Below are 25,484 nucleotides of genomic sequence, written 5' to 3'. Positions count from 1 at the left end.
GGGCCACGCCCAGCCGGCCTCCCCACGCCCACTCGGCCCACCGCCGGTGGCGCCCGCGCCGATGACTCCCCCACCGGTCGCGCCCGCGCCGGTGACGCCGGCCGCCGTAGCCGCCTCGCCGCCACGGACCGAGTCGCAGCCGTCCTGGGTGGACGGCCCCACCAACCGGCCGGTCTCCGCGCCGCCGCCACCGCCGCCCGGCATCACGCCGATCGCACCGACGCAGCGCGGTCCGATCCCGCCCGCCGAAGCGGGCGAGCCGTTCCGGCCGACCCTGACCACGGCGGCGATCAACAACGCCCGCGCCGAGCGTCAGCGCACCGTCATCCCGCCCCGGCCGAAGACGAACGGCGAACCACCGACACCGACCGGCGGATTCAGCGCCACCGACCTCAGCGTCCCGGTGCCGGCGCCCCGTCCCGAGCAGGAGAAGACCGCGCCCCCGGGAGCCCGCTCGAACTGGCCACTCGTCAACAACCCGGAGAACCCGGCCGACACCTCCCCCCGCAACCCGGTCGTCGGTTCGTACGACGACCGTGGTCGGCGCGCTGCCCCCGAGCCACCCACCGACCACGATGCAGACCGCCGGGTCACCCCGCCGTGGCTCGCCGACGACCTGCCGCCGGAGCCGCCCGTGCTGCGCCTGGTCGAGCCGCCGCCGCTGGCCGACCGGGCGCTGCGCAACGGGGCCCAGCCGCCACCGGAGACGCCGCCGCTACGGCTCGTCGACCGCAGCGGCGCCGAACGCGGCAACCGGGGTGCGGAGCGGTTGGACCTCCCACCGGCCCGCCGTGCGGCGGAACCGCCGGTCGAGCACCGGCCGCCGCCGGTCTCCGACGAGGGCGACGGAGATCTGCTGATCTTCGCGCAGGCCCGTTCCGCCTGGTTCGTCGGGCACGGCGAAGAGGCCGACCTGGACTGGTCGACCATGGCCGACACCGGCTGGCAGGCCGCCGAGCAGGCGGCCCGTCCCGCAGTTGGTTCCGAGACGAACGCGGGGCTGCCCAAGCGCGTACCGCAAGCCAACCTGGTGCCCGGCTCTCCCCTACGGGAGGAGCGTCCGCTGCGGATAGTGCGCGACGCCGCCAGCCTGGCCGAGAACACCACCGGATACTTCCGCGGCTGGCGTCGGGGGCAGGAGATCGGTGGGTTCGCGGTCGGTGGTCGTCCCGGGCGGGAATCGGCCGGCGGCTGGGACTTCAGCCGCGACACCGGCGACCGCGACGACGACCGGGAGTACGAGTACCGCTCCGCCGGCTACCGCTCCTGACTGCGCCGCAGTGCCACCGGTGGGCTGCTCCAAGCCCATTCACCTGCGTGTTTTCTGCCCACACCCGGATAAGACGACGTGCACGCCCTGCTCGGCACCACCCTGGCAGAGACCTCCGTGCCGGTCATCGGGGTGGCGCAGAAGCTCCGGCACATCGGCATGTGGGCCGCCACTCCCTCGGTGTGTACCGCGTCGACGGCGGTGCCTGGAACCGGCTCAGCTGAGGGCGGTGGGTGCCCGGGAGGCACCACGCACGCCAACCAGCGTCCGGTGACGACGGAGGCCGTCACCGGACGCTTGACGCCGAGCGTCAGGCGGGCGCGACGGCCCGGGAGCGACGCATGGTCAGCACGTACTCGACCAGCGAGATCAGTACGTGCTTCGTCGACTCCCGGTTCCGGGCGTCGCAGGCCACCACCGGCACGTCGCTGGAGATGGCGAGCGCCTCCCGGACGTCCTGCGGATCGTGGTACTGCATCCCGTCGAAGCAGTTGATGGCCACCAGGTACGGCAGCCGCCGGTGCTCGAAGAAGTCGATCGCCGCGAAGCAGTCGGCCAACCGGCGGGTGTCCACCAGCACGACCGCACCGATCGCTCCCCGCACCAGCTCATCCCACATGAACCAGAAACGGGTCTGACCCGGCGTACCGAACAGGTACAGGATCAGGTCACGATCGATCGAGATACGGCCGAAGTCCATGGCCACCGTGGTCGTCGTCTTACCCGGCACCTGCCGGTTGTCGTCGACGCCGACCCCGGCGGAGGTCATGATGGCCTCGGTGGTCAGCGGCGTGATCTCCGAGACCGAGCCGACCAGCGTCGTCTTGCCGACGCCGAATCCACCAGCGATAACGATCTTCGCCGACGTCACTCGCCCGCTCGGGGCCGGCGGCCGGTGCGACATGTCAGAGCCTGCGAAGTCCACTCAGCACCCTCTCCAGCAATTCAGTGCCCACCGCGTCGTCCGAGTCGTCCAGGATGGTCGGCTCGTGGACCGCGACCAGGCCGTCCGTCGCCATGTCGGCGATGAGCACCCGGGCCACGCCGAGCGGAAGCTGCATCCGCGCCGCGATCTCCGCGAGCGACTGCACGCGTCCGTCACACAGCGCGGCGATGTACTGGTGCTCGCGGCCTTGGCCACCATTGCCAGTGGCAGTGGCCCGACCGCGCACCGTCGTCTCGACCAGCGCCTCCAGGGCGATGTCGAGGCGGGGACGGGTACGACCGCGGGTCACGGCGTATGGACGGACCAGCGCACCGGTCGGCTCGTCACGATCAGCCATGTTGCCGCTCACCTCCTTCGTACCCGGCACCGGTTGGACCGGTGCAACCCGTCGTATGCAATGTTGTCGCCCCGCCTGCCCCCACCGGCCGGCGCGACGATCAGCCCATCATCCCCACAGCCGTACGCGGCTGCGGGGTCAGGGCGTCGCCCACCCGGTCAACGAGCAGGGCCATTTCGTAACCGACCTGTCCCACGTCGCTACTACGCGCGGCGAGTACCGCGAACGACGAGCCGTCGGAAATCGACATCAGGAACAGGAAGCCATTGTCCATCTCGACCACGGTCTGCAGCACGGCGCCGCCCTCGAAGCAACGGGCCGCGCCCTGGGTCAGGCTGACCAGGCCGGAGGCGATCGCCGCCAGCTGGTCCGCCCGGTCCCGGGGTAGGTCTCGGGACGACGCCAGGAGCAGGCCGTCCGCGGAGACGGCGACCGCATGCGCGACACCGGGCACCCGATCGGCGAAGTTGGCCAGCAGCCAACCGAGATCCTGCGTACTAGTCATCGTTCTTGCTCCTTCTGCCCGCTCCCGGCCACCGGGCCAGAGCCAGACTGCGAGGATTGCTGCCCGCCCGGAGTTCCGTCCGGGCCGGTCGGGTTGCTGTCCGAGGGGTGACTACGTCCCCGTTGGACACCCCGGTGGTAGGCGGAGAGCAGACCGCGTACCGATTCCGGGTTACGACGCTGCACCGAGGTGGTGGGCTTCTCCACCGCCCCCGGCACGAGCTGTGCCATCGGCGTACGCTTCGGCAGCCCCGTCTCGGTGGTGCCGGCCGCCGGCGCCTGGCTGGCGGCACTGGCCGCCCGCCAACCATCGTCGGCCGCGGTCTGCCAGCTGTTCTCCTGCGTTGTCGGGCGGTGCGGGGGCGCGTTGTCGGCAGCGTCGGGCCGGGGCCTACTCGCTGCCGCGCCGTTCCCGCCGGACGCGCCCGCCCCCGTCGGAGTCTTTGGTGCCATCGGTGCGTTACCTGTCGTCCCGGTCTGGGTCTGCTGCTGGACCGACCGATTGACGATGTCGACCCTGGAGAGCTGCTGGGTCGTCGCGGCGGCCGCGGCGGACTGCCGCGCCCCCGCCGACTCCTCCGGGCCCGGCCGACGGGTACGGAACCACGCCGACTCCAGCTCCCGGAAGATCGGCAGTTCCATCGTCTCGTCGGCGTACCGCTGCCGGTTCTGGGCCTGCGGTGGCGTGGGAGCGGTCGGCTGGTGCTGCGCGGGAGCGGGTCGCGCTGCCGGGGTCTGACGCTGCACCCGAGGCAGTTCGGTGGTCATGTCCAGGGCGGCGGCCAGCCGCTCGGGCACGGGCGGGGCGGCGGGTTCTCCGGCGACCGGCGGCCAGGCCGGGGGTGCCGATCGCCCACCCGCGTTGGGCGCCGAGACGGGCCGCTGCGGCAGCTGGCCGCCGGGCGGCGTCGAGACGGGTGAGCCGGAGACGGGCGAGGCCGACACGGGGTGACCGGAGACCGGGGCCGCCGAGACCGGCGGGGCCGAGTACGGCATGCCGGAGACCGGGGGCGACGACACCGGGGGCACCGGCGGGGCGTACGGGCCGGTCTCGGGGCTGCTCGGCAGCTGACGCGGGATGGCCGGCGGCTGATCGCTCGGCTCGTCGGTGGACCGGCGCTGCGGCAGCGGATCGATCGGGTGACCGTTCGAGGTGAGCGGCGCGAAGCCGTTGCCGTTGCCGTTGCCGTTGCCGTTGCTGATGCCGCTGACACCGGTCAGGTCCGACCAGGCGGGCAGGTTGCCGCCGCCGCCCACGGTGGTCGGCGTCCCGGAGCCGTTACGGCTGGCCGGGTCGAAGGGCCGACCGCCGAGAGTCACCTGGTTACCCGAGCTGCCCGGAGCGCGCGCGGCCGGTGGGTGCGCGCCGTTGCCGAACGCGGCCAGCGCACCGAACGCCGGGGTCGGCCCGGAGGACGGGCCAGCGGCGGCCGGCAGTGCGGGAGGCTGCTGGCCACGGCCGGACAGCGCCCGAGGCACCAGCACGGTGGGCGGCAGCGTGACCTCGGCGACGGTGCCCCGGTCGCCACCGGGCCGCAGCTCCACCTTGACCGTGTGCCGGGAGGCCAGGCGGGCGACCACGACCAGGCCCATCATCCGAGAGACGGCGACGTCCACCTGCGGTGGCGTGGCCAGTCGCTCGTTCAGCTCAACCAGCTGCTCGCCGCTGATGCCGATGCCCCGGTCCTCGACGTACAGCGAGGCACGGTCGCCGACCCGGCGAGCCTCCACCAGCACCTGGGAGTCGGGCGGCGAGAAGGCGGTCGCGTTGTCGAACAGCTCGGCGACGAGGTGGACGAGATCGTTGACCGCGTGCGCGGCGACCTCGATGTCCCGGTCGATCACCCCGAACTCGATCCGGGTGTAGTGCTCGACCTCGGACTGGGCGGCACGCAGCACGTCGATCAATGCAGCCGGCTCGCGCTGCACGCGGGTCGAGTCGGCACCGGCGAGGACCAGCAGGTTCTCGTCGTTGCGGCGCATTCGGGTGGCGAGGTGGTCCAGCTGGAACAGCTCCGCCAACCGGTCCGGGTCCTCCTCGCCGCGTTCCAGCCGGTCGAGGTGGCCGATCAGCCGGTCGACCAGGATCTGCGACCGGCGGGCCAGGTTGACGAACATCGTCGCGACCGACGACCGCAGCGCGGCCTGCTCGGCCGCGGTACGGACCGCCTCCAGGTGGACCGCGTTGAACGCCTCGGTCACCTGGCCGAACTCGTCCTTGCTGCGTACCGGCAGCGGCTCGGCGATCTGGTTGGCCAGCTGCACCGGCGAGAGCTGGCCGGTGACCTGCGGGTCACGCAGTCGGGCCACGGCCTGGGGCAGCCCGTACTGGGCGATGGAGAGCGCACCCTGACGCAGCTCACGCAGCGAGCGGGCCATCGAACGGGCCACCAGGAACGCCAGGAAGATGGCCAGCAGCAGCATCGTGAGCAGCAGGCCGGTCTCCAGGAACACCGTGCGCTGCACCTCGGATCGCAGCTCGCCGGCCTGCTCCACCACGTCGGAGTCGAACTTCGACTCGACCGAGCGGATCAGTTGTCCGTTGGCGACCAGCGCCTCGTCCCACTGCTTAGGAGTGAACGAGATGCCGGCGAGATTCTGCGAGTTGTCGGCGTTGACTTGGCTGATGTAGATCGTCGCCTGTCGGCGGTCACCACCGCCGATGGTCTGGGCGTGAAACTCGGCCTCCGCCTCGGTGGCCACCGCGTCGAAACTCTGCTGCGCCTGCTGCTGACCGGTCTCGCTGGAGATGTAGTCGGTCCGCAGGGTCGAGCTCATGCCGCCCAGGATCAGCGCCCGGTGCACGACCACCCGGCGGACGGAGAGCCACTCCTTCTCCCGGGCCACCGCGGCCGCGGCCCGCATCCGGTCGCTCAGGTCGTTGTCACCGGCGAGCTGGCTGGCCGAGTCGCGAACGGTGAGCAGCTGATTGATCAGCTCGTCGTAGGACTGGATCGCGTCGGTGATCCGGAACTTGCCGTTCAACACCTGGCTGCGGGTGCCGGGCAGATCACCGAGGTCCTCATCGATCTGCTGAAGCAGCCCGTTCAGGCTGCCGGGCAGGTCGCTGAGGTCGGACCGCTGCTGCGAGTACGGAGCCGTCGCCTCGTTCACCCGCGACGAGACCTCGTTGTAGCGGGTGCCCGCCGCCTTCTTCTGCGCGGCAGTGGCCTTCTCCGGATCCAGGCCCAGCAGCAGCACCGCCGCGGTCCGCTCGTCCTGCAGTCCGTCCACCAGGCCACCGGAGTGACTGATGAGTTCGGCGAGGTCACCGGCCCGGTTGGCGTCGTCGAGCGCGTCCAGGTGGTCGATTAGACCGCTGGTACCCACGACGACCGTGGCGATGGTCGGCACGATCATGATGAGACCGAGCTTGGACCAGATCGGCATGTCGCGGAGCCGACCTGCCGGCCGGCGTAGACGCGACAGGAGAGAACCTGCCGTCTTCGGCCGTTTGCTCACGTCACCGCCCTCGTGATTGCAGCGTCCGCGTTGCCCCCCGGACAACGCCCAGCAGCCGACCCGGCGGGTCGGACCATCCGAGATTCCATCACGCCGCCACGGAAAGAGAAAGCCCAGGTTGGCCGCAGCCGGAGGTGTGATGAGATGTTGATGCAATTTGATCGCGGTCCGTCTGTTCGGAGTTACTTCTAGTAATGAGCAACCCGCACCGAGTCGTCCTCCTGGCCGGCCCTTCCGGATCCGGAAAGTCGTATATAGCGCAGCGAACCGGGCTGCCAGTGCTCTGTTTGGACGATTTCTACAAGGATGGCGATGACCCAACGTTACCGAGACGGAACGGTCAGATCGACTGGGAGTCGCCCGATTCGTGGGACGCCGAGGCAGCGGTGGAGGTTATCGACCAATTGGTCCGACACGGCCGGGCCGACGTGCCGGTGTATGCCATCAATGAGGATCGACGGGTGGCCACTCGGCGCTTCGAGCTGGCCACTTCGCCACTTTTCGTAGCCGAAGGGATCTTCGCCGCCGAGATCGTCGGGGAGTGCCGGCGACGCGGTCTTCTCGCCGGGGCGTACGCCCTGCGTCGGCCGCGCAGCGCGACCTTCCTCCGTCGGATCGCCCGGGATCTCGCCGAGCAGCGCAAGGGCCCCCGGGTGCTGCTGCTGCGCGGCCTGGCACTGCTGCGCGCGGAGCCGGCCGTGCTGCGTCGACAGACCGGCCTCGGTGCGGAGGCCGCCCGTGGCCGGGACGTGCTGCGCCGGGTGGCCGGTCTGCTCGCCGCCGGTCACCCGCCGCAGATCGGCTGACCGCCGACCGGACGTCGGTCAGCCGAGCAGCTTCGCGTACGCCGGCTTGATCACCTCGTCGATGATCCGTAGCCGCTCGTCGAAGGGGATGAAGGCGGACTTCATCGCATTGATCGTGAACCACTGAAGCTCGCGCCAGCCGTGGCCGAACGCGTCGACCAGCAGCGCCATTTCCCGGGACATCGAGGTGCCGCTCATCAACCGGTTGTCGGTGTTGACGGTCACCCGGAAACGCAGATCCCGCAGCAGCCCGATCGGATGCTCCGCGATGGACGCGGCGGCACCGGTCTGCACGTTCGATGACGGGCACAACTCCAGCGGGATCCGCTTGTCCCGCACGTACGCGGCCAGCCGGCCGAGCTGGGCCTGCGGGCCGGGGGTGATGTCGTCGACGATGCGGACTCCGTGGCCGAGGCGGTCGGCGCCGCACCACTGGATCGCCTGCCAGATGGAGGGCAGCCCGAACGCCTCACCGGCATGAATGGTGAAGTGGAAGTTCTCCCGCTGGAGGTATTCGAAGGCGTCCAGGTGCCGGGTGGGTGGAAAACCCGCCTCCGCACCGGCGATGTCGAAGCCCACCACACCACGGTCGCGGTGCCGTACGGCCAACTCGGCGATCTCCTGCGAACGAGCCGCGTGCCGCATCGCGGTGAGCAGCGTGCCCACCCGGATCGGCGTGCCGGCCTCGGCCGCGAGCGTGCTGCCCTCCACGAAGCCGGCCAGCACCGCCTCGACCACCTCGTCGAGGTTCAGGTCCTGCTCCAGGTGCTGCTCCGGGGCGAACCGGACCTCGGCGTAGACCACCCCGTCGGCGGCCAGGTCGAGGGCACACTCCCGGGCCACCCGACGTAGTGCGGGAGCGGTCTGCATCACGGCGACGGTGTGCGCGAAGGTCTCCAGGTAGCGCTCCAGGGAGCCGGAGTCGGCCGCCGCCACGAACCAGCGCCCCAGTTCCGCCGAATCGGTGGTGGGCAGTTCATGGCCGATTTCCGTGGCCAGGTCGACGATCGTCGCGGGGCGCAGGCCGCCGTCCAGGTGATCGTGTAACAACGCCTTCGGCGCCTTGACGATGTCCTCGTACCCGATATCCGTGCTCATTGCCCCTCGCCCCGCTCACAGCCCATGCTTCCGACCCTAGTCCGCCCGTCCGGCCGGGTGCCTGCGCAGGTCATGTGTCGAGGCCCTCCGTCGGCCAGGCAGGCTCCGACGCACGCCCTAGACTCGATGCGTGAGACAGCCGTGATGCATTCCCACGTCGTGGCGCGGCTGCGGTGCCCCGTTTGCCAGGACCCGCTCGCCGAGGTCGTCACCGGTGGATCCCGGGCGTTGCGGTGCCCGCGCCGACACAGCTTCGACATCGCCCGGCAGGGCTACGTCAACCTGCTCACCGGCCGCGCCCCGCACAACGGTGACACCACCGAGATGGTCACCGCCCGGACGGACTTCCTGTCCGCCGGTCACTACGACGTCATTTCCACCGCCCTCGCCGCCGCCGCCGACACCGCCCTCTCCGCCGCCGACACCGCCCTCGTGGCCGGCCCCGACGCGTACCCGCTGGTGGTGGATGCGGGCGCGGGTACCGGCCGGCACCTCGCCGCGGTGCTGGCGGCCGTGCCCGCGGCCGTCGGTCTCGCGCTGGACATCTCCAAACCGGCGCTGCGTCGGGCCGCCCGCGCCCACCCACGGGTCACCGCCGCGCTGGCCGACACCTGGCAGCGACTCCCGCTGACGGACGCCTCGACGGCGCTGCTGCTGAACGTCTTCGCGCCCCGGAACGGCGCCGAGTTCCGCCGGGTACTCGCCCCGGGCGGGCGACTGCTGGTGGTGACCCCGGCCGCCGACCACCTCACCGAACTGGTCGCCGCACTCGGCCTGCTGCGGGTCGACCCGGCCAAGGCGGACCGGGTGGCTGCCAGCCTGGCCGGACACTTCACCGAGGAGTCGACGACCGGGCACCGGCGGGAGCTGACGCTCTCCGGCCCGGAGATCGCCACCCTGGTCGGCATGGGTCCGAGCGCCTGGCACACCGATCCGGAGGGCCTGGCCGCCCGGATCCGTACCCTCGGCGAGCCGGTCCGGGTGACCGTCGCGGTGCGGCTGGGGACGTACCGCCCCTAGCTACGTGGAGAGGTCGACCTCTTCCCAGCCCGGGGGCGCGTCGTGGTACGGCCCGCGCAGGATCACCGCCCACTCCAGCGCCCACCGCCGCTGACCGATCGCGTTGGCGTCCACCAGCCCCGGCAGGCTCCGGCCGGCGCGGCTCACCTCCAGGTACGACCAGTCCAGGCAGTAGTGCAGGTCGAGCAGCGCAGCCGCGTCCGCCGGATGCTGCGGCGCGGCCAGGATCCGGGACCGCCACTGCCGGAAGGTCTCCCCCTCGACGATGTGCGGCAGCCGCTCCACCAGCCGGTCGTCGGCCGGCATGGTGGGATCCAGTTGTTTGGCCAGGCCGAGCACCCAGGCCAGCGCGAACAGGGCGTCGTGGTGCAGCACGAAGGAGCGGTGATCGCCCTTGGCCCCGGTGACGAACTGGAACTCCGGCGGAGTGACCATCTCCACCAGGTGCGAGGCGAGCAGCCAACTCATCGCGGCCTCGGGCGGCATGCCGAAGCACCGGGCCAGGATCAGGTGCAGCACCGCGATCCGCGCCTCGATCTCCGCCGTCGGCCGCAGCTCGATGTCGTCGCCCGGCTCCCAGACCAGCGGAAACTGCGGCGGGGGCAACGGCAGCCGCATCCGGGACAGCTCGTCCAGGCTCGCCTCACGCACCTCGCGGGGGTCGGGGGCAGGCACGATCACGGCAACATCCCTGTCTGATCACGATGTCTCGGTGCCGACGGTCCCCCCTGGCCTGCGAGAATAGCGGCCCTCACGCTCCGACACCATGGCCGGGACCGGGGTTTCGTCACTCGACGCGTTCGATCACCAGCGGCACCGCGGCGGGTGGCCGGGCGGCGACGGTCACCGCCGGGGCGGCCTCCGCCAACGCCGCCGGGATCAGCTCCGCCCGTTCGGCGCGCAGCTCGTAGAGGGGTTCCCCGACGCGTACCGGGTCGCCGGGGCGCTTGTGCAGCAGCACGCCGGCCGGCACGCTCACCGGATCCTCCTTGCGCGCCCGACCCGCACCGAGCCGCCACGCGGCCACCCCCATGGCGTACGCGTCGACCGCCGCGACGTGACCGTGCGTGTCGGCGCGGACCACCTCGACCTCGGGTGCCTCGGGCATCGGAGCGTCCGGGTCCCCGCCCTGCGCCCGGATCATCGACCGCCAGGCGTCCATCGCCCGCCCGTCGCGCAGAGCCGCAGCGGGGTCGGCATCGGGCAGCCCGGCCGCGTCGAGCATCTCCCGGGCCAGCGCCAGGGTCAGCTCCACCACGTCGGCCGGCCCGCCACCGGCGAGCACCTCCACCGACTCGGTCACCTCGATGCCGTTGCCGATCGCCCGGCCGAGCGGGGTGGACATGTCGGTGAGCAGGGCAACGGTCTTCACCCCGTGCGCGCCACCCAACTCCACCATGGTCCGGGCCAGCTCCCGGGCGTCGTCGACCGACTTCATGAACGCGCCGGAACCCACCTTGACGTCGAGCACCAGCGCCCCGGTTCCCTCGGCGATCTTCTTGCTCATGATGGAGCTGGCGATCAGCGGAATGGCCTCGACGGTGCCGGTCACGTCACGCAGCGCGTACAGCTTGCGGTCGGCCGGGGCGAGCCCGGAGCCGGCCGCGCAGATCACCGCGCCGACGTCACGTAGTTGGGCGGTGAACTCCTCGTTGCTCAGCGCCGCCCGCCAGCCCGGGATCGACTCCAGCTTGTCCAGCGTGCCGCCGGTGTGGCCGAGCCCGCGTCCGGAAAGCTGCGGCACCGCGGCTCCACCGGCGGCGACCAGCGGGGTGAGCGGCAGAGTGATCTTGTCACCGACCCCGCCCGTCGAGTGCTTGTCGACGGTCGGCCGGGCCACCGAGGAGAGATCGAGCCGCTCGCCACTGGCGATCATCGCGGCCGTCCAGCGGGCGATCTCCGGACCGGTCATCCCGTTCAGCAGGATCGCCATGGCCAGCGCCGACATCTGCTCGTCGGCCACCACCCCCCGGGTGTACGCATCCACCACCCAGTCGATCTGCCCGTCCGACAGCACCCCCCCGTCCCGCTTGACCCGAATAACATCAACCGCCGCAAACCCACTCATCAGAAGATCTTTCCTTAGTCGTCCGGCATCACCGGATATGTGCACCGCATCGCCGAGGGACCACCGTGCCGTGACCAACGCACGACCGCTGACCACGACGGGCCGGGGGCCTGCCGTGCCCGGCGGAGGGATCAAGCCTGACCGCCCGGAGCCGGGTACGGCAGGCCCCCGGCCCCAACCGCAACCGCGGACGTACCGTCGCCCCCGGCCCCAACCGCAACCAACGACAAGCTCAACCCCAGCGAACCGGGATCTCCGACGGCGGCTCGCCCTCACCGGCCCAGAAGATCGTGCCGGACGCGTCGACCACCACCACCCGAGGCGTACGCGCCAGCCCCCAGCCGATCGCCTCCGCCGGGTCGTCCCAGCTCGGACCCTCCTCCAGCACCCCGGTCTCGGCGCCCGCGTCGTCACCGGCCGAGCGTTCCCAGTAGGCCGTCCAGACCTGCTGGCCGTCCGACAGGTCGGGGTGCACGAAGACGGTGCCCCGGCCGCGCCAGGCGGCCAACCGGTCGGGTACCACCGGCACCGGCCGCTCCCCGGTGACCGCCTCGATGTCGGCCACGTCGAAGGCGTGCGGCAGCAGTTCGGCCATCCGGAGCGGACCGCCCCTGGCCTCCACGAGGCACTCCGGCCCGCCCTGCTCCCAGAGCAACTGCCGGCAGCGTCCGCACGGCATCAGCGGCTCGCCGGTGGCGTCGACGCAGGACAGCGCGACGATCCGGCCGCCGCCCGTGGCGTGCAGTGAGGAGACGACCCCGCACTCGGCGCAGAGCGTCACGCCGTACGCGGCGTTCTCGACGTTGCAGCCGACCACGACCCGGCCGTCGTCGACCAGCGCCGCGGCACCGACCGGAAACTTCGAGTACGGCACGTACGCGTGCCGCATCACCTCGGTGGCGGCCGCCCGCAGCCGCTCCCAGTCGATCTCACTCATCCCGACATTCTGCCGTAGCCCTCTGACCAGCTTCAACGCGCCATCGCCCACCGCAGTGGCACCGACCCGACCTGACCCGCAATGCCCGGAAAGCAAGGCTCAGCCCTCAGCACGAACCCCACAGTTCCAGGGATGTTGCTGCCTCAACTGCGGCCGAGGCAGCAACATCAGGGAAGTTGCGTGGATCATGTACGGCGGCACTCGACGACCTCGTCGAGGGGTGAGAGCACGGGTCAGCCCTTGATGTACGGCTTGCCGTCGGCGGCCGGTGCCCGTACCCGACCGACCAGCCCGGCCACGGCCAGGATCGTCGCCAGGTAGGGCAGCATGGCCAGGAACTGGCCCGGAATCACGCTGTTGATCGCGCCGAGGTAGGTGGCCAACTGGTCGGCGAAGCCGAAGAAGAGCGCGGCGAGCAGCGCGCCGGTCGGGCTCCACCGACCGAAGATCAGCGCCGCCAGGGCGATGAAGCCCTTGCCGCCGATCATGTTCTTGGTGAACGAGAAGAGCGCCAGGGTGTAGGAGGCACCGCCGATGCCGGCGACGGCACCGGCCATGATCACGTTGCGGTAGCGGAGTCCCAGCACCCGCACACCCAGGGTGTCGGCCGCCGTGGGGTGCTCACCGACCGACCGGGTCCGCAGGCCCCACCGGGTCCGAAACAGCGCGATGTGGATCACGAGCACCAGGAGCAGGGCCAGGTAGAGGAAGATGTTGCCGCGGAACAACGCCGGCCCGAGCAGCGGGATGTCCGACAGCAGCGGGATCTCCCATCTGCCGAAGCGCGGCGCGCTGTTGTAACGGGCGGCGTCTGTCTGCATCAGCCGCTCGTAGAGGAAGCCGGTGATGCCGACCGCCAGCAGGTTCAGCACGATGCCCATGACCACCTGGTCGACCAGGTAACGAATGCTGAACACGGCGAGCAGCAGCGAGAGGAGCGAGCCGCCGATGGCTGCGGCGGCGAGTCCCACCCAGACGCTGCCGGAGATGCTGCCGAAGAGCGCGCCGCTGAAGGCGCCCATCAGCAGTTGCCCCTCGATGGCGACGTTCACCACGCCGGAGCGCTCACAGAGCACGCCCGCCAGCGAGCCGAAGATCAGCGGCAGGGCGAGCAGGAAGGTGCCCCGCACGATGTTGACAAGCGGCATGAAGTTCTGACCGGTCGGCGCGGCGGAGACCTGCCAACACAGGAACGACAGCACGAAGGCGACCAGGCCGACGGCGAGCACCGGCACAAACCAGCGCTTCGGCAGCCCGGTGAGCATCGCGCCGCCGGCGGCGAGCGCGATCAGGCCGAAGACGATCGCACCGACGGTGCCGTTGACCTCCAACGCGGCCCCTGCGGCGTCCTCGCTGAGCGTGAAGCGGGCCTGCTCGCCGGTGGCGAGCGCGCCGAACAGCACGGTGGCCAGCAGGCCCAGGGCCACCAGCACCAGGCCGACCTTGCGGTTACGGGTCCAGAAGCCCTCGTTGGCCGACGCGACCGCGACGTCGGGAACAGCCGTGGTGGACATGCCTCACCAGCCCTTCGCGAGGCTCGTCTGCAACCGGGCGGCCCGCGCGGCCCGGAGCTGGAAGATCGCCTTTACCAGTGCCGGCGCGGCGATGAAGATGACGATCAGTGCCTGGAGCACGGTGACCAGCTCCAGCGAGATGCCCGAGTACGACTGCATCCGGTTGCCGCCGGCCTGCAACGCACCGAACAGCAGCGCGGCCAGCGCAACCCCCCACGGTTTCACCCGGCCGAGCAGGGCGACCAGGATGCCGTCGAAGCCGATCTGGGCGACCACCAGGGGGGTCAGGGCCGAGGCGGTGGTGCCGAGCACCATCTGCGAGCCGCCGAGACCGGCCAGCGCCCCGGCGAAGACCATGATCAGGACGTACGTCCGGGTGACGCTGATGCCGGCGGTACGGGCGGCGTCCGGGTTGGCACCCACCGCGCGCAGTTCGAAGCCGAGCGTGGAGCGGTTGAGCAGCCAGGCGACCGCCCAGGTGGCCAGCACGGCCAGGATGATGCCGGCGTGGGCGCGCAGCCCGTCACCGAAGAGTCGCGGCAGTTGCGCGGAGGCGTCCACCGGCCGGCTGATCGCGTCGGTACGGTTCGGGTCCTGCACCCCGCTCTGGACGATCAGCCAGGTGAGGAAGTAGACCGCGATGTAGTTGAGCATGATCGTGTTGATCACCTCGTGGGCGCCGGTCCGCGCCTTGAGGATGCCCGGGATGAACCCCCAGATGGCCCCGCCGAGCGCGCCGGCCAGGACGGCGACCAGCAGGTGCAGCCCGGGCGGCAGCGGCAGCAGGAAGCCGGCCAGCGCGGCCAGGATGACGCCCATCGTCGCCTGCCCCTGCGCGCCGATGTTGAACAGGCCGCCGCGGAAGGCCAGCGCCACCGACAGACCGGTGAAGACCAGCGGCGCGGTGTAGGTGAGCGTCTCCGAGATGGGGCTCAACGCCGCGTTGAAGGTGCTCGCGGCCGGGTCGAAGACCGAGCCCTTGAACAGGTTCGCGTACGCCTCGCTGACCAGCGTCCAACTGGCGTTCATCGCGTCCGAGGGGCGGGCGGTGATGTAGCTGTAGGTGGCCAGCACCTCCGGGTCGGAGATGATCATCAGGACGGCGCCGACCACCATCGCCAGCACCAGCGAGAGCAGGGTCACCGTGAAGGTGTTGGCGGCCCACAGGTTCTCCAGGAAGAGCCGCCCCAGCGTGGGACGCTGCCCGGGCTCACCGGGTGTGGTGGCCGCCTCGGCGCGTTCGGTGTTGCCGCGCGCGGTGTGGGTGGCCTGGTCCTCGGTCGCCGGTTCCTTGTCCGGAGAACCCGGCTGGGCGTTGGGGTCACTCATGCCGGCAACTCCGCTCCGCTCCGTGCCGCCGCAGGGCCGCCGCGCCTGATGGTTCGCTCGCTCATCGGTCCTTCTCGTCTTCGCTGCCTGGCCCCTCGGCCGACACCACGCCGTCGGTGGTGGCCGGAACGTCCCGGTCGGTGGTCGCCGAGGTGCCCGCGTCGGACACGACGTCCGCGTCGGTGATGGCCACCACGTCCGGGTCGGTGGTCGCGGTCGGCGCGGATCCGTCCGCGGGCGAGCCACCCGTGGCGTCCGGGGTGATGCCGGCCATCAGCAGGCCGATCTCCTCGCGGGGGGTGTCCGGGCCGACCACGCCGATGATCCGTCCGCGGTACATGACCGCGATCCGGTCGGCCAGCCCGATCACCTCGTCGAGTTCGCTGGAGACCACCAGCACGGCGGTGCCGGCGTCGCGCTCGCGGACGACCCGGCTGTGGATGAACTCGATCGAGCCGACGTCCACCCCCCGGGTCGGCTGGGCGGCGATGAACAGCGTCAGCTGCCGGGCGAGTTCCCGGGCGACGATCACCTTCTGCTGGTTGCCGCCGGAGAGGGTGCCGACCGGCGCATCGGGCGACGAGGTACGTACGTCGAACTGCTCGATCCGTTCCCGGGCCGACCTGTTGATCTCGTCCGGCCGCAGCGACAGGCCCCGGCCGAAGGGCGGCCGGTCGTACATGTCCAGAACCAGGTTCTCGGCGACCGTGAACTCCTTGACCAGGCCGTCGACGCTGCGATCCTCCGGTACGTACCCGACGCCCGCCCCGAGCACCTTCTTGGTTGACCAGCCGTCGATCCGCTGCCCGTCCAGGGTGATCGTGCCGGCGAGCACCGGACGCAGACCCATGATCGCTTCGATCAGCTCGGTCTGTCCGTTGCCCTGCACTCCCGCGACACCGAGCACCTCGCCCGCGCGTACGGTCAGGTCGACGCCGTCCACCGCCCGCACCTGACGGTCGTCGTCGACCACCAGGCCGGAGAGTTCCAGGACCGGCCCGCCCGGGGTGGCCGGGGCCTTGTCCACGGTGAGCCGGACGGTGCGGCCGACCATCAGCGCGGCCAGCTCGTCCCGGCTGGCCTCGGGCGAGGCCGTACCCACGGTCTTCCCGCGCCGGATCACCGTGATCCGGTCGGCGATCGCCTTGACCTCGCCGAGTTTGTGAGTGATGAAGACGATCGACTTGCCGGCGGCCTTGAGCGACCCCATCACGGTGAGCAGTTCCTCGGTCTCCTGCGGGGTGAGCACGGCGGTGGGCTCGTCCAGGATGAGCAGGTCGACGTCCCGGGTGAGCGCCTTGACGATCTCCACCCGCTGCTGGACGCCGACCGGCAGGTCCTCGATCACCGCGTCCGGGTCGACCCGCAGGTTGTACCGCTCGGAAACCTCGGCGACCTCGCGCCGGGCACGGCGCCGGTCCAGGAAGCCGGCGATGCCGCCGCGCACCTGCTCGGCGCCGAGCATGATGTTCTCGGTGACGGTGAAGACGGGCACCAGCATGAAGTGCTGGTGCACCATGCCGATGCCGGCCGCGATCGCGTCGGAGGGGCCGCGCAGCCGCAGCGGCTTGCCGTCGACCAGGATCTCGCCCTCGTCGGGCTGGTAGAGCCCGTACAGCACGTTCATCAGGGTCGACTTGCCCGCGCCGTTCTCGCCGAGCAGGGCGTGGATCTCTCCAGGCTCCACCGTCAGGTCGATGTGGTCGTTGGCGACCAGATCACCGAACCGCTTGGTGATGCCGCGCAGTTCGAGTCTCAGCGCAACCTCCTGGAGTGCGAAGCGATGGTGCAGCGTAGCTGCTGGCGAACGGGCCCGGCGTCGGCCGGACCGGTGGCGCGGACCGGCCGCTGCGGCACGGCGGGTCTCCCCCGCGCCGCAGCGGCCGGATCAGGTGTGGCTCTGCTCGCCGGCCGCCCCCGGTGATCGTCTCACCGGGGGCGGCCGGCGACGGGTCACTTCGGCTGGGCGGCCGACTCGACCTTGACGGTGCCGGCGGCGATGTCCGCCTTCAGCTTGTCGACCTCGGCCTTCAGCTCGGCCGGAACCTTGTCGTCGAACTCGTGGTAAGGAGCGATCGAGACGCCGTCGTTGGCCAGGGTGCCGATGAAGCCCGGGTCCGCCTGAAGCTGCTCGCCACCGGCGGCCTTGAGCACGGCCTCCTTGACCGCACCCGGGATGTTCTTCACCACGGTGGTGATGATCGCCGGGCAGTTCGGGGTGCTCTCGCAACCGTCGACGTCCACCCAGATGGTGTTGTACTTGCCGCCGGAGGCCTGCGCCGCGCCGGTGGTGCCGAGGCCGGCGCCGCCGGCCACCGGCATGATGATGTCCGCGCCCTGGGCGACAAGCGCGTCGCTGACCTTCTTGCCCTCGTCCTGCTTGACGAAGTCGTTGGTGAAGGAGCCGTTCTGGGTCTCCTTGTTCCAGCCGAGGACCTGGACGTCCTTGCCCTTGGCCTCGTTGTAGTAGGCGACCCCGTCGGCGTAGCCGTCCATGAAGATGGTCACCGGCGGGATCTTCAGGCCGCCGTAGGTGCCCACCTTGCCGCTCTCGCTCATGCCGGCGGCGACGTAGCCGGCGAGGAAGCCGGCCTGCGCGGTGTCGAACTGCATCGGGTAGACGTTGGCCACCCCCGGGTCGGCGTCGACGATGCCGAACTGCTGGTCCGGGTTCGCCTCGGCGATCTTCTTGGTGGCCTCGCCCATCAGGCCGCCGACCGCCAGGACGAAGTCGCAGTCCTGGTTGACGTACGCGGTGAGGTTCGGCTCGTAGTCCGCCTCGGCCCGGGAGCTGGTGTTCTTGATCTCGATGTTGTCGTTCTCCGCCTTGGCGTCCTCCAGGCCCTGCCAGGCGGAGGCGTTGAACGACTTGTCGTCGATGCCGCCGACGTCGGTGACCATACAGGCGGTGTACGCCTCGCCGCCGGAGCCGGCGTTGTTGTCCTCATCCGGAGCCTCGCCACAGGCGGCGGCGCTCAGCACGAGCCCACCCGCCGCGATGATCGAGGCGATCCGCATCCCACGCACCGAGCGCAAGACGTCTCCTTCCCATTGCACACCGCGGGGTACGCGGTGGCAGCCCTTGAGCCGGCCTGCGCCTTGCCGCCGGCGTCCCACGTTACGGGAGCAGAGCGTACGCCCGCGCCCACCTGCCGACCGACGATCGTGCAGGACTGTTGGAGCCCTGTTACCCCTACGTAATGCTTGGACGGGGCACATCACTCAGGGTGCCGGCAGGCGGGCGCCTTCGCTCCGGAAAAGCCCGTTTTTCCCGGTGGAGCCGGTGGTCTCCGGCTATCGCCAGAAGACCGCCACGGCCGCGTTGGCCAGGGTCAATCCCACGATGGCGAGGAAGTGCCCCCGGTTGACCTCAGCCCGCTTGCGGGAGAAGAAAACCATTACGAAGATCAACAGGGCGAGCACCAGCTTTGTCACAAGCTTCGCGGGTGCCGGCTCGTCGCCGTCACGCAGCGGCGCGCTCAGGCCGATGCCGGTCAGCAGTTGGATCACCGAACCCCACAGCATGGCGGCGTTGATCCGGATCTTGCCAGTGAGATATTGGGCGATCGCGCCGCCGAGCAGCAACGCGAAGCCGATCAGATGGACGTAGAGGAGGATGAGTCGAAGCGCTTCCATCCGACCCATCCTGCCCTATCAACGACCGTTCGTAGTAGAGGCATCTCGGCGGATCCGCCACCAGCACCAGCCCGGTGGCACCGTGCTGACCCGCGTGGTCGACATCAGCGACACAGCGGTGGTGATCGACGGGTACGGCACGCCGCTCGTCTCGACGGGTCAGCCGCTGGCGAGCCGGGCCGCGATCCGGGCGAACCCGGCGCGCAGTTCGACCACGTCCGGCGCCGGCAGCGGGCCGGCGGCGCGGTCGTGCTCGGCCGCCTCCAGCTCCTCCTCGTCGATGGTGTCCTCGTAGTCGCCGTAGAGGTCCGCCTGGTCCACCCGTGCCACCTCGTCCTGCGCGGCGAGTTGCGCGGCGGCGATCTCGCCCCGGATCTGCTCCAGCGACACCGCCGGCACCAGCGGTTCCACCACCGCCATCAGCTGTTCCTCGGCGACCACCGCCTCGGCCAACGCCAGCGCGTGCGGTCGCTCGTACGGGCCGCACACCACCGGCTCCCACTCGTCGACGTCACTGAGCGGACCGAACGTGATGATCCACGGCAGCTCCAACATCGGCGAGTCGGCCGGCAGGTCCAACGTCACGAGTGCCCCCACGAGCCCATCATCGTCGGTGTCCGAGCAGGTGGGGGTGGGTTCGGCGGAACGTGCGACCGGCGGGAACAGCGGCTCAACCCGCCCCACCCGGTGCCCCGGGATCGGTGTCCACGTCAAGGTCGACAGCCGGGTGCCGACCGGCCAGGTCCACCGTCCGCCCACGCCGGCTCGTCGCGGCCAGCGCGGCGCCGAAGAGCACCAGTTGGTTGAGCAGGTAGAGGTAGACCAGCAGCCCGACTGCGGTGGCCACCACCGTGTACGCCGGGTTGTGTTCGACCCGGCCCACCCAGAACCGGCCGACGGTGTTGAGCAGGGTGATGCCGACCGCGACGATCAGCACCACCGGCCGCAGCCGGGACCGGCTCATCCGCACCCGAGGGACCGCGACCAGCAGCAGCGTGGCCAGTACCGCGTTGACCAGCACGCTGAGCAGCGCACTGACCGTGGTGAGCGTGAACGAGCCGGTGCTGCGCAGCAGGAACCGCAGCAGCGTCTCCAACGCGTCCACCGCCGCCACCGAGAGGCCGAGGAGCACGAAGACGACCACCAGCACACCCAGGTCGACCAGGCGACGTACGACCAGGTTGCCCGGGTGCTGGTTGAGCCCGTGGATCAGTCGCTGCGAGGAACGGATCGCCTCCACCCACCCGATCCCGGTCAACACCAGGATCAACAGACCGACCACCCCGGCGGTGCCGCTGCTTTCGGCGACCTGGACCGGGTCGAGAAACGGCAGGTTCTCGCCGAGGAACTCCGCCGCCGCCGCGCTCACCTCGTCGTTGTCCTCCAGGATCGCGCCGAAGATCGCGTACGCGACCAGGGCCAGCGCGAAGACCGCGAAGAAGCCGTAGTAGGCGATGGCAGCGGCCAACCGGCCGCCCTGGAGATCGGTGTACAGCACCCCGGCGCGCCACAGGTGACCGAAGGCCGGGGAGTGGCGGCGCGCGGCGGTCAGCCGGCGGTCGACGACCGCCTCGACCCGACCCAGAACGTTCACGTCGTCATCCTCACCCGATGCGTCGTCGCCGCGGCAGAGGTGCCCGACGTGCCGGCCGGACGGTCAGCCGCCAAGCCGAAAATCCCGGCGTGGCTGCCACCTCGCCTGTTCGCTGTGCGAGAAGAGCGTGAAATGGTCCACCTCGAACATCGCGGAAAAGTCCGCCAGGTCCTCGTACGCCTTGTCCAGCGCCTCCGGCGCGACGTCGTGAGCGATCGTCACATGCGGATGGTAGGGAAACCTGAGCTCCCGGCGTAGCTGCGGGGCGGCATTGATCGCGGCGGCGAGCAGTTCGCACTCGCTGATCCCGGCGGCGACCGTCACGAACACCACCTGGGTCACCGGCCGGAAGGTGCCGGTGCCGCGTAGGTGCAGGCCAAACGGCAGGTGAGCGGCGGCGACCCGGGCGAGGTGCCGCTCCACGGCGGGCAACGCGGCCACCGGGATCTCGGTGGGCCCGAGCAGGGTGACGTGGGCCGGTACCGCGTTCGGGTCACCGGCCTCCAGCCGACGCCGGGTCAGCAGGCTGCCCCACGGCTCCGGAATGTCGACCGCGATGCCGATCTGGACGCGGTCACCGACCGTCGGCGCTCCGGTCCCCTGATCCACGCTGCGCGCCACCCCTCCGGCCATCGACCCCTGCCCGTACCGCCGCCGTCAATCGGGCGGTCACTCGCCGCGAACCGGTGGAAAGAAACCCAGCCGCTCGTACGCGGTACGCAGCGTCGGCATTGCCACCGCCCGGGCCTTCTCCGCGCCGGTGGCGAGGAGCTTGTCCAGCTGGGCGGGATCGTCGAGGTAGGCACGGGTGCGCTGCTGGATGGGGCTGACGAAGTCCCGTACCACCTCGGCGAGATCCTTCTTCAGGTCGCCGTAGCCCTTGCCGTCGTACGCCGCCACCAGGTCGTCGATGCCCCGCCCGCCCAGCGCCGAGAAGATGGTGAGCAGGTTGGCGATGCCCGGCTTGGTGGCCTCGTCGAAGACGATCTCCCGGCCGGTGTCGGTGACCGCCGACCGGATCTTCTTCGCCGAACGCGCCGGGTCTTCGAGCAGGTCGACGATACCGCCCGGCGACGAGGACGACTTCGACATCTTGGCGGTCGGGTCCTGCAGATCGGTGATCTTCGCGGTGGCCTTGACGATGTGCGGCGCCGGAACCGTGAAGGTCCGGCCGAACAGCGAGTTGAACCGCTGCGCCAGGTCCCGGGAAAGTTCCAGGTGCTGGCGCTGGTCCTCACCGACCGGCACGGCGTTGGCCTGGTAGAGCAGGATGTCGGCGGCCTGCAGGATCGGGTAGGTGAACAGGCCGACGCTGGACCGCTCGTTGCCCTGCTTCTGCGACTTGTCCTTGAACTGGGTCATCCGGCTGGCCTCGCCGAACCCGGTGAGGCAGCCGAGCACCCACGCCAGCTGGGCGTGCTCGGGCACCTGGGACTGCACGAACAGGGTGCAGCGTTCCGGATCCAGGCCGACCGCGAGGAGCTGCGCGGCGGCCACCCGGGAACGCTGGTGCAGCACCTTCGGATCGTGCCCGGCGGTGATGGCGTGCAGGTCGACCACGCAGTAGAACGCGTCGTGCGACTCCTGCAACGCCACCCAGTGCCGCACCGCGCCGAGGTAGTTGCCGAGATGGAACGAGTCGGCGGTCGGCTGGATGCCGGAGAAGACGCGAGGGCGGACGGGAACGTCGGACATGCCGGCAATTCTGTCAGCTGACCCGACGTACGTCATGACGGGTCGACGGGTCGGGCCCGGTCGGCGGCCGAGACCACCTCGCGGCGCTGTTCGGGCAGGCGCGCGACGGTGACCGCCAGCCGGGCCACCCGTCGACCCTCCAGGGTCAGCACCCGCAGCAGCCAGCCGCCGGCCGGCGGCTGCGCCGGATCGACGGGCACCGGTATCTCGTCACCCGGTGCCGGCAGCCGTCCCAACGCGGCCATCACGAACCCGCCCACCGTCTCGTACGGCCCCGTCGGCAGGGGCACACCGGTGCGTTCGGCGAAGTCGGCGAGATTGAGCCGACCGTCCACCACCGCCGGCAGCCCGGTGTACGCGGGCTCCGGGACGTCCGCGTACTCGTCGTGGATCTCGCCGACCAGTTCCTCGATCAGGTCCTCGCAGGTGACGATGCCGGCGGTGCCGCCGTACTCGTCGACCACCACCGCCAGGTGATGCCCCTCCCGTCGCATCTCGGTCAACGCGGCGAGCACCCGTTTGCTGGCCGGCAGCCGCTTCACCTCGCGGGCCAGCTGACCGACAGTGGTGCCCGACGACCCGTCCGGGCCGAGCAGCAGGTCGCGCAGGTGCACCACACCGACCACGTCGTCGTGGGTGCCGTCCACCACCGGGTAGCGGGTGTGCGGGCCGGCCCGCACCAGCGGCTCCGCCTCGGCGACCGTCAGGGCCGCGGAGAGGAACACCACCTCGGTGCGGGGCATCATCACCTCGCGTACCAGGCTCGCACCGGCCACCAGCACGTCGTCGATGATGCGCCGCTCCACCGGATCCAGGACCGTGTTGGCGGCGACCAGGTCCCGCAGTTCCGCCTCGCTGATCCGTTCCCGGCCGGCGGTCGGGCCGGCGCCGAGCAGGTCGGTGACGAGCCGCAGGGCACCGTCGGCGGCCCGGACCACGACCCGGGCGACCGCCCGGGCCACCGGTCCCGGCTGACGGCGGTGCAGGTCGTGGCCACGCCGTCGGGGTATGCGCCGACGCGAGGCCCGCATGGGAGTGATGGTAGCCAGCCCCGGGCCGTAGGGTGACCACCAAGGCCGCGACCGTGCCGGCCAGGCGGGAGGAACCGACGTGAAACTGCTCGTCACCGGCGGGGCCGGCTTCATCGGCAGCGTGGTGACCCGGATGCTGCTCGACGCCGGGCACGAGGTGGTCGTGCTGGACGACCTGCGCACCGGCCACCGGGCCGCGCTCGCCCCCGACGCCACCCACGTCGAGGCCGGCATCCACGATGCGGCCAGGGTGCTCACCCCGCAGGCCAATTTCGACGGGGTGCTGCACTTCGCCGCACTGATCGCCGCCGGTGAGTCGATGGTCGCCCCCGAGCGGTACTGGCACAACAACACCGTCGGCACCCTGGCGCTGATCGACGCGGTGCGGGCCGCCGGCGTACCGCGGTTGGTGTTCTCGTCCACCGCCGCCGTCTACGGCAATCCCACCGCGCTGCCCATCCCGGAGACCGCCGTCAAGGCGCCCACCAACACGTACGGGGCGACGAAGCTCGCCGTCGACATGATGCTGACCGCCGAGTCGATCGGGCACGGCCTGGCCGCCGTCTCGCTGCGCTACTTCAACGTCGCCGGTGCGCATCTGGACGGCGACGTCGTCCTCGGCGAACGGCACGACCCGGAGACCCACCTCATTCCGATCGCGCTGGAGGTGGCCGCCGACCGGCGGGACAAGCTGCAACTGTTCGGCGACGACTACCCCACCGTCGACGGCACCTGCGTCCGCGACTACATCCACGTCTCCGACCTGGCCCGGGCCCACCTGCTCGCCCTGGACGCGGCCACCGCCGGACAACACCGCATCTACAACCTCGGCAACGGCAACGGTTTCACCAACCGGCAGGTGGTCGAGGTCGTCCGCGAGGTCACCGGGCACCCGGTGCCGGTCGAGGTGGCGCCCCGCCGCGAGGGTGATCCGGCCGAACTGGTCGCCTCCTCCGCCCTAGCCCGCGCCGAACTGGGCTGGGAGCCCCGCAAACCCACCCTGCACGACATGGTCACCGACGCCTGGGCCTTCTACCGCGCGCAAGTCCTGGACCGCCGGTGACCGACGACCGCGACGCGGTGGCCGACCGCGCCACCACCTGCTTCCGGCACGCGTACGGCCAGACGCCCGCCGGCCGCTGGGCGGCTCCCGGCCGAGTCAACCTGATCGGCGAGCACACCGACTACAACGACGGATTCGTGCTGCCGTTCGCCCTCCCGCTGCGTACCGTCGTCGCGGCGACGCCGCAGCCGGCCGGCAGCTGGACGGTCTGCTCCGAGCTGACCGGCGAGACGGTCAGCTTCGGCACCGACGAGGTGACCCGCGCCGGGCGGGTGACCGGCTGGGCGGCGTACGTGGCCGGCGTGGTGTGGGCGCTACGGGAGGCGGGACACCCCGTCCCCGGTGCCCGGCTGGCCGTCGCCTCCGACGTGCCGCTCGGCGCCGGGCTCTCCTCCTCCGCCGCGCTGGAGGCCGCCGTGCTCACCGCGCTGGTCGACCTGGGCGGGTTGGCGCTTCCGCCCGAACAGCAGCCCCGGCTGGCCCAACGCGCCGAGAACCAGTACGTCGGCGCGCCCACCGGCATCATGGACCAGTCGGCGGTGATCCGCTGCCGCGCCGGACACGCCCTCTTCCTCGACTGCCGCACCCAGCAGGTCGAACACATCCCGTTCGACCTCGACGACGCCGGCCTCGCCGTCCTGGTGATCGACAGTCGAGCCCCGCACCGGCACGCCGACGGCGAGTACGCGGCCCGCCGCGCCAGCTGCGAGAAGGCGGCCGCGCTGCTCGGCGCACCCGCCCTGCGTGACGTGCCGCCCGCCGACCTCGACGACGCGCTCGCCCGGCTTCCCGACGACGAGACCCGCCGCCGGGTCCGCCACGTGGTCACCGAGGATCAGCGGGTACTCGACACCGTGGCGCTGCTTCGCGCCGGACAGGTCCGGCAGATCGGGCCGCTGCTCACCGCCTCGCACGCCTCCATGCGGGACGACTTTGCCATCACCGTCCCCGAGGTGGACGTCGCGGTCGAGACCGCGCTGGCCGCCGGGGCGCTCGGCGCCCGGATGACCGGAGGCGGCTTCGGCGGCTGCGTGCTGGCCCTGGTCGAGGCGGACCAGCCCGACCAGGTGGGCGCGGCCATCACCGCCGCCTACGCCGACCGCGCCTTCACCGCACCCACCCTCACCATTGCCACCCCCGCCTCAGGCGTCACCCGCCTGGACTGACCCCACCG

General features: G+C 71.1%; 22 protein-coding genes and 1 pseudogene. 5 read left to right on the top strand and 18 right to left on the bottom strand.

What is annotated here, in order from left to right:
- A pseudogene (locus tag AC2CHE_RS19685) lies at positions 1–1,270 on the top strand (transposase); the annotation flags it as partial.
- Positions 1,271–1,580: 310 nt separating this feature from the next.
- Here the strand turns inward: AC2CHE_RS19685 and AC2CHE_RS19680 are convergent.
- From AC2CHE_RS19680 to AC2CHE_RS19665, 4 genes are all read right to left on the bottom strand, one after another.
- Entirely contained in the window at positions 1,581–2,174 is a 594-nt protein-coding gene (locus tag AC2CHE_RS19680) for a GTP-binding protein (protein ID WP_357506139.1), read from the bottom strand.
- 1 nt (position 2,175) lies between these two features.
- Positions 2,176–2,553, bottom strand: a complete 378-nt coding sequence (locus tag AC2CHE_RS19675; protein ID WP_484506358.1) for a DUF742 domain-containing protein — start codon at positions 2,551–2,553, stop codon at positions 2,176–2,178.
- A 100-nt stretch (positions 2,554–2,653) separates the two neighbouring features.
- Positions 2,654–3,058, bottom strand: coding sequence for a roadblock/LC7 domain-containing protein (locus AC2CHE_RS19670; protein ID WP_073839925.1), 405 nt, complete (start codon positions 3,056–3,058; stop codon positions 2,654–2,656).
- Positions 3,055–6,519, bottom strand: a complete 3,465-nt coding sequence (locus AC2CHE_RS19665; protein WP_484506357.1) for a sensor histidine kinase — start codon at positions 6,517–6,519, stop codon at positions 3,055–3,057. Before AC2CHE_RS19665 ends, AC2CHE_RS19670 begins: the two co-directional genes overlap by 4 nt.
- A 461-nt stretch (positions 6,520–6,980) precedes the next feature.
- Here AC2CHE_RS19665 and AC2CHE_RS19660 point away from each other — a divergent pair, with 461 nt between their 5' ends.
- Positions 6,981–7,325 (top strand): hypothetical protein, encoded by a 345-nt coding sequence (locus AC2CHE_RS19660; protein WP_484506356.1) that lies wholly within the window; start codon positions 6,981–6,983, stop codon positions 7,323–7,325.
- Positions 7,326–7,343: 18 nt separating this feature from the next.
- Here AC2CHE_RS19660 and AC2CHE_RS19655 read toward each other — a convergent pair whose 3' ends face one another.
- Positions 7,344–8,423: an adenosine deaminase gene (locus tag AC2CHE_RS19655; protein WP_484506355.1), complete on the bottom strand. Its 1,080-nt coding sequence runs from the start codon at positions 8,421–8,423 to the stop codon at positions 7,344–7,346.
- A 144-nt stretch (positions 8,424–8,567) separates the two neighbouring features.
- Here AC2CHE_RS19655 and AC2CHE_RS19650 point away from each other — a divergent pair, with 144 nt between their 5' ends.
- The gene (locus AC2CHE_RS19650; RefSeq protein ID WP_484506361.1) at positions 8,568–9,443 is read left to right on the top strand and encodes a putative RNA methyltransferase; all 876 of its coding nucleotides are present in this window, start codon (positions 8,568–8,570) and stop codon (positions 9,441–9,443) included.
- Here the strand turns inward: AC2CHE_RS19650 and AC2CHE_RS19645 are convergent, their stop codons facing one another.
- The 13 genes from AC2CHE_RS19645 to AC2CHE_RS19585 form a co-directional block, all read right to left on the bottom strand.
- Positions 9,444–10,124: a DUF4272 domain-containing protein gene (locus AC2CHE_RS19645; protein WP_484506354.1), complete on the bottom strand. Its 681-nt coding sequence runs from the start codon at positions 10,122–10,124 to the stop codon at positions 9,444–9,446.
- Positions 10,125–10,230: 106 nt separating this feature from the next.
- Positions 10,231–11,511, bottom strand: coding sequence for a thymidine phosphorylase (locus AC2CHE_RS19640; RefSeq protein ID WP_484506353.1), 1,281 nt, complete (start codon positions 11,509–11,511; stop codon positions 10,231–10,233).
- Between the two features lie 232 nt (positions 11,512–11,743).
- Entirely contained in the window at positions 11,744–12,448 is a 705-nt protein-coding gene (locus tag AC2CHE_RS19635) for a cytidine deaminase (protein WP_484506352.1), read from the bottom strand.
- Positions 12,449–12,681: 233 nt separating this feature from the next.
- A complete protein-coding gene (locus AC2CHE_RS19630) occupies positions 12,682–13,962 on the bottom strand; it encodes an ABC transporter permease (RefSeq protein ID WP_484506351.1) in 1,281 nt (426 codons plus the stop codon).
- A gap of 3 nt (positions 13,963–13,965) precedes the next feature.
- Positions 13,966–15,291 (bottom strand): ABC transporter permease, encoded by a 1,326-nt coding sequence (locus AC2CHE_RS19625; protein ID WP_484506350.1) that lies wholly within the window; start codon positions 15,289–15,291, stop codon positions 13,966–13,968.
- A 61-nt stretch (positions 15,292–15,352) separates the two neighbouring features.
- Positions 15,353–16,990, bottom strand: coding sequence for an ABC transporter ATP-binding protein (locus AC2CHE_RS19620; protein WP_484506360.1), 1,638 nt, complete (start codon positions 16,988–16,990; stop codon positions 15,353–15,355).
- 254 nt (positions 16,991–17,244) lie between these two features.
- Complete coding sequence (locus AC2CHE_RS19615) at positions 17,245–18,309, bottom strand: BMP family lipoprotein (RefSeq protein WP_484506359.1); 1,065 nt, start codon at positions 18,307–18,309, stop codon at positions 17,245–17,247.
- A gap of 276 nt (positions 18,310–18,585) precedes the next feature.
- The gene (locus AC2CHE_RS19610) at positions 18,586–18,927 is read right to left on the bottom strand and encodes a hypothetical protein (RefSeq protein WP_093408563.1); all 342 of its coding nucleotides are present in this window, start codon (positions 18,925–18,927) and stop codon (positions 18,586–18,588) included.
- Positions 18,928–19,086: 159 nt separating this feature from the next.
- A complete protein-coding gene (locus AC2CHE_RS19605; protein ID WP_484506349.1) occupies positions 19,087–19,524 on the bottom strand; it encodes a hypothetical protein in 438 nt (145 codons plus the stop codon).
- 73 nt (positions 19,525–19,597) lie between these two features.
- Positions 19,598–20,521, bottom strand: a complete 924-nt coding sequence (locus AC2CHE_RS19600) for a YihY/virulence factor BrkB family protein (RefSeq protein ID WP_484506348.1) — start codon at positions 20,519–20,521, stop codon at positions 19,598–19,600.
- A gap of 63 nt (positions 20,522–20,584) precedes the next feature.
- Positions 20,585–21,154, bottom strand: coding sequence for a 2'-5' RNA ligase family protein (locus AC2CHE_RS19595; protein ID WP_484506347.1), 570 nt, complete (start codon positions 21,152–21,154; stop codon positions 20,585–20,587).
- Positions 21,155–21,190: 36 nt separating this feature from the next.
- On the bottom strand, positions 21,191–22,216 hold the full coding sequence (gene trpS / locus AC2CHE_RS19590; protein WP_484506346.1) for a tryptophan--tRNA ligase: 1,026 nt from the start codon (positions 22,214–22,216) through the stop codon (positions 21,191–21,193).
- Between the two features lie 32 nt (positions 22,217–22,248).
- Positions 22,249–23,247: a hemolysin family protein gene (locus tag AC2CHE_RS19585; RefSeq protein ID WP_484506345.1), complete on the bottom strand. Its 999-nt coding sequence runs from the start codon at positions 23,245–23,247 to the stop codon at positions 22,249–22,251.
- A gap of 79 nt (positions 23,248–23,326) precedes the next feature.
- Between AC2CHE_RS19585 and galE the strand changes: the two genes are divergently transcribed.
- Together galE and galK are read left to right on the top strand one after the other, a co-directional pair.
- Positions 23,327–24,310 carry a UDP-glucose 4-epimerase GalE gene (galE, locus tag AC2CHE_RS19580; RefSeq protein ID WP_484506344.1) on the top strand — a complete coding sequence of 328 codons (984 nt, stop codon included), beginning with the start codon at positions 23,327–23,329 and terminating at the stop codon, positions 24,308–24,310.
- Positions 24,307–25,476, top strand: coding sequence for a galactokinase (gene galK, locus AC2CHE_RS19575; RefSeq protein ID WP_484506343.1), 1,170 nt, complete (start codon positions 24,307–24,309; stop codon positions 25,474–25,476). Before galE ends, galK begins: the two co-directional genes overlap by 4 nt.
- Positions 25,477–25,484 lie beyond the last annotated feature (8 nt).

The sequence above is a fragment of the Micromonospora sp. ATLC16 genome, assembly GCF_057196645.1.
The sequence above is the reverse complement of the archived record's forward strand: the minus strand, read 5'-3'. Positions and strand labels throughout refer to the sequence as shown.

Bases quoted from the DNA above. Each gene is read 5' to 3' on its own strand.
- AC2CHE_RS19610 (WP_093408563.1), bottom strand. From the start codon at position 18,927: ATGGAAGCGCTTCGACTCATCCTCCTCTACGTCCATCTGATCGGCTTC.
- AC2CHE_RS19595 (WP_484506347.1), bottom strand. From the start codon at position 21,154: ATGGCCGGAGGGGTGGCGCGCAGCGTGGATCAGGGGACCGGAGCGCCG.
- AC2CHE_RS19630 (WP_484506351.1), bottom strand. From the start codon at position 13,962: ATGTCCACCACGGCTGTTCCCGACGTCGCGGTCGCGTCGGCCAACGAG.
- AC2CHE_RS19680 (WP_357506139.1), bottom strand. From the start codon at position 2,174: ATGTCGCACCGGCCGCCGGCCCCGAGCGGGCGAGTGACGTCGGCGAAG.
- AC2CHE_RS19655 (WP_484506355.1), bottom strand. From the start codon at position 8,423: ATGAGCACGGATATCGGGTACGAGGACATCGTCAAGGCGCCGAAGGCG.
- AC2CHE_RS19675 (WP_484506358.1), bottom strand. From the start codon at position 2,553: ATGGCTGATCGTGACGAGCCGACCGGTGCGCTGGTCCGTCCATACGCC.
- AC2CHE_RS19585 (WP_484506345.1), bottom strand. From the start codon at position 23,247: ATGCGGGCCTCGCGTCGGCGCATACCCCGACGGCGTGGCCACGACCTG.
- AC2CHE_RS19640 (WP_484506353.1), bottom strand. From the start codon at position 11,511: ATGAGTGGGTTTGCGGCGGTTGATGTTATTCGGGTCAAGCGGGACGGG.
- trpS (WP_484506346.1), bottom strand. From the start codon at position 22,216: ATGTCCGACGTTCCCGTCCGCCCTCGCGTCTTCTCCGGCATCCAGCCG.
- AC2CHE_RS19625 (WP_484506350.1), bottom strand. From the start codon at position 15,291: ATGAGTGACCCCAACGCCCAGCCGGGTTCTCCGGACAAGGAACCGGCG.
- AC2CHE_RS19670 (WP_073839925.1), bottom strand. From the start codon at position 3,058: ATGACTAGTACGCAGGATCTCGGTTGGCTGCTGGCCAACTTCGCCGAT.
- AC2CHE_RS19635 (WP_484506352.1), bottom strand. From the start codon at position 12,448: ATGAGTGAGATCGACTGGGAGCGGCTGCGGGCGGCCGCCACCGAGGTG.
- AC2CHE_RS19650 (WP_484506361.1), top strand. From the start codon at position 8,568: ATGCATTCCCACGTCGTGGCGCGGCTGCGGTGCCCCGTTTGCCAGGAC.
- AC2CHE_RS19615 (WP_484506359.1), bottom strand. From the start codon at position 18,309: ATGCGGATCGCCTCGATCATCGCGGCGGGTGGGCTCGTGCTGAGCGCC.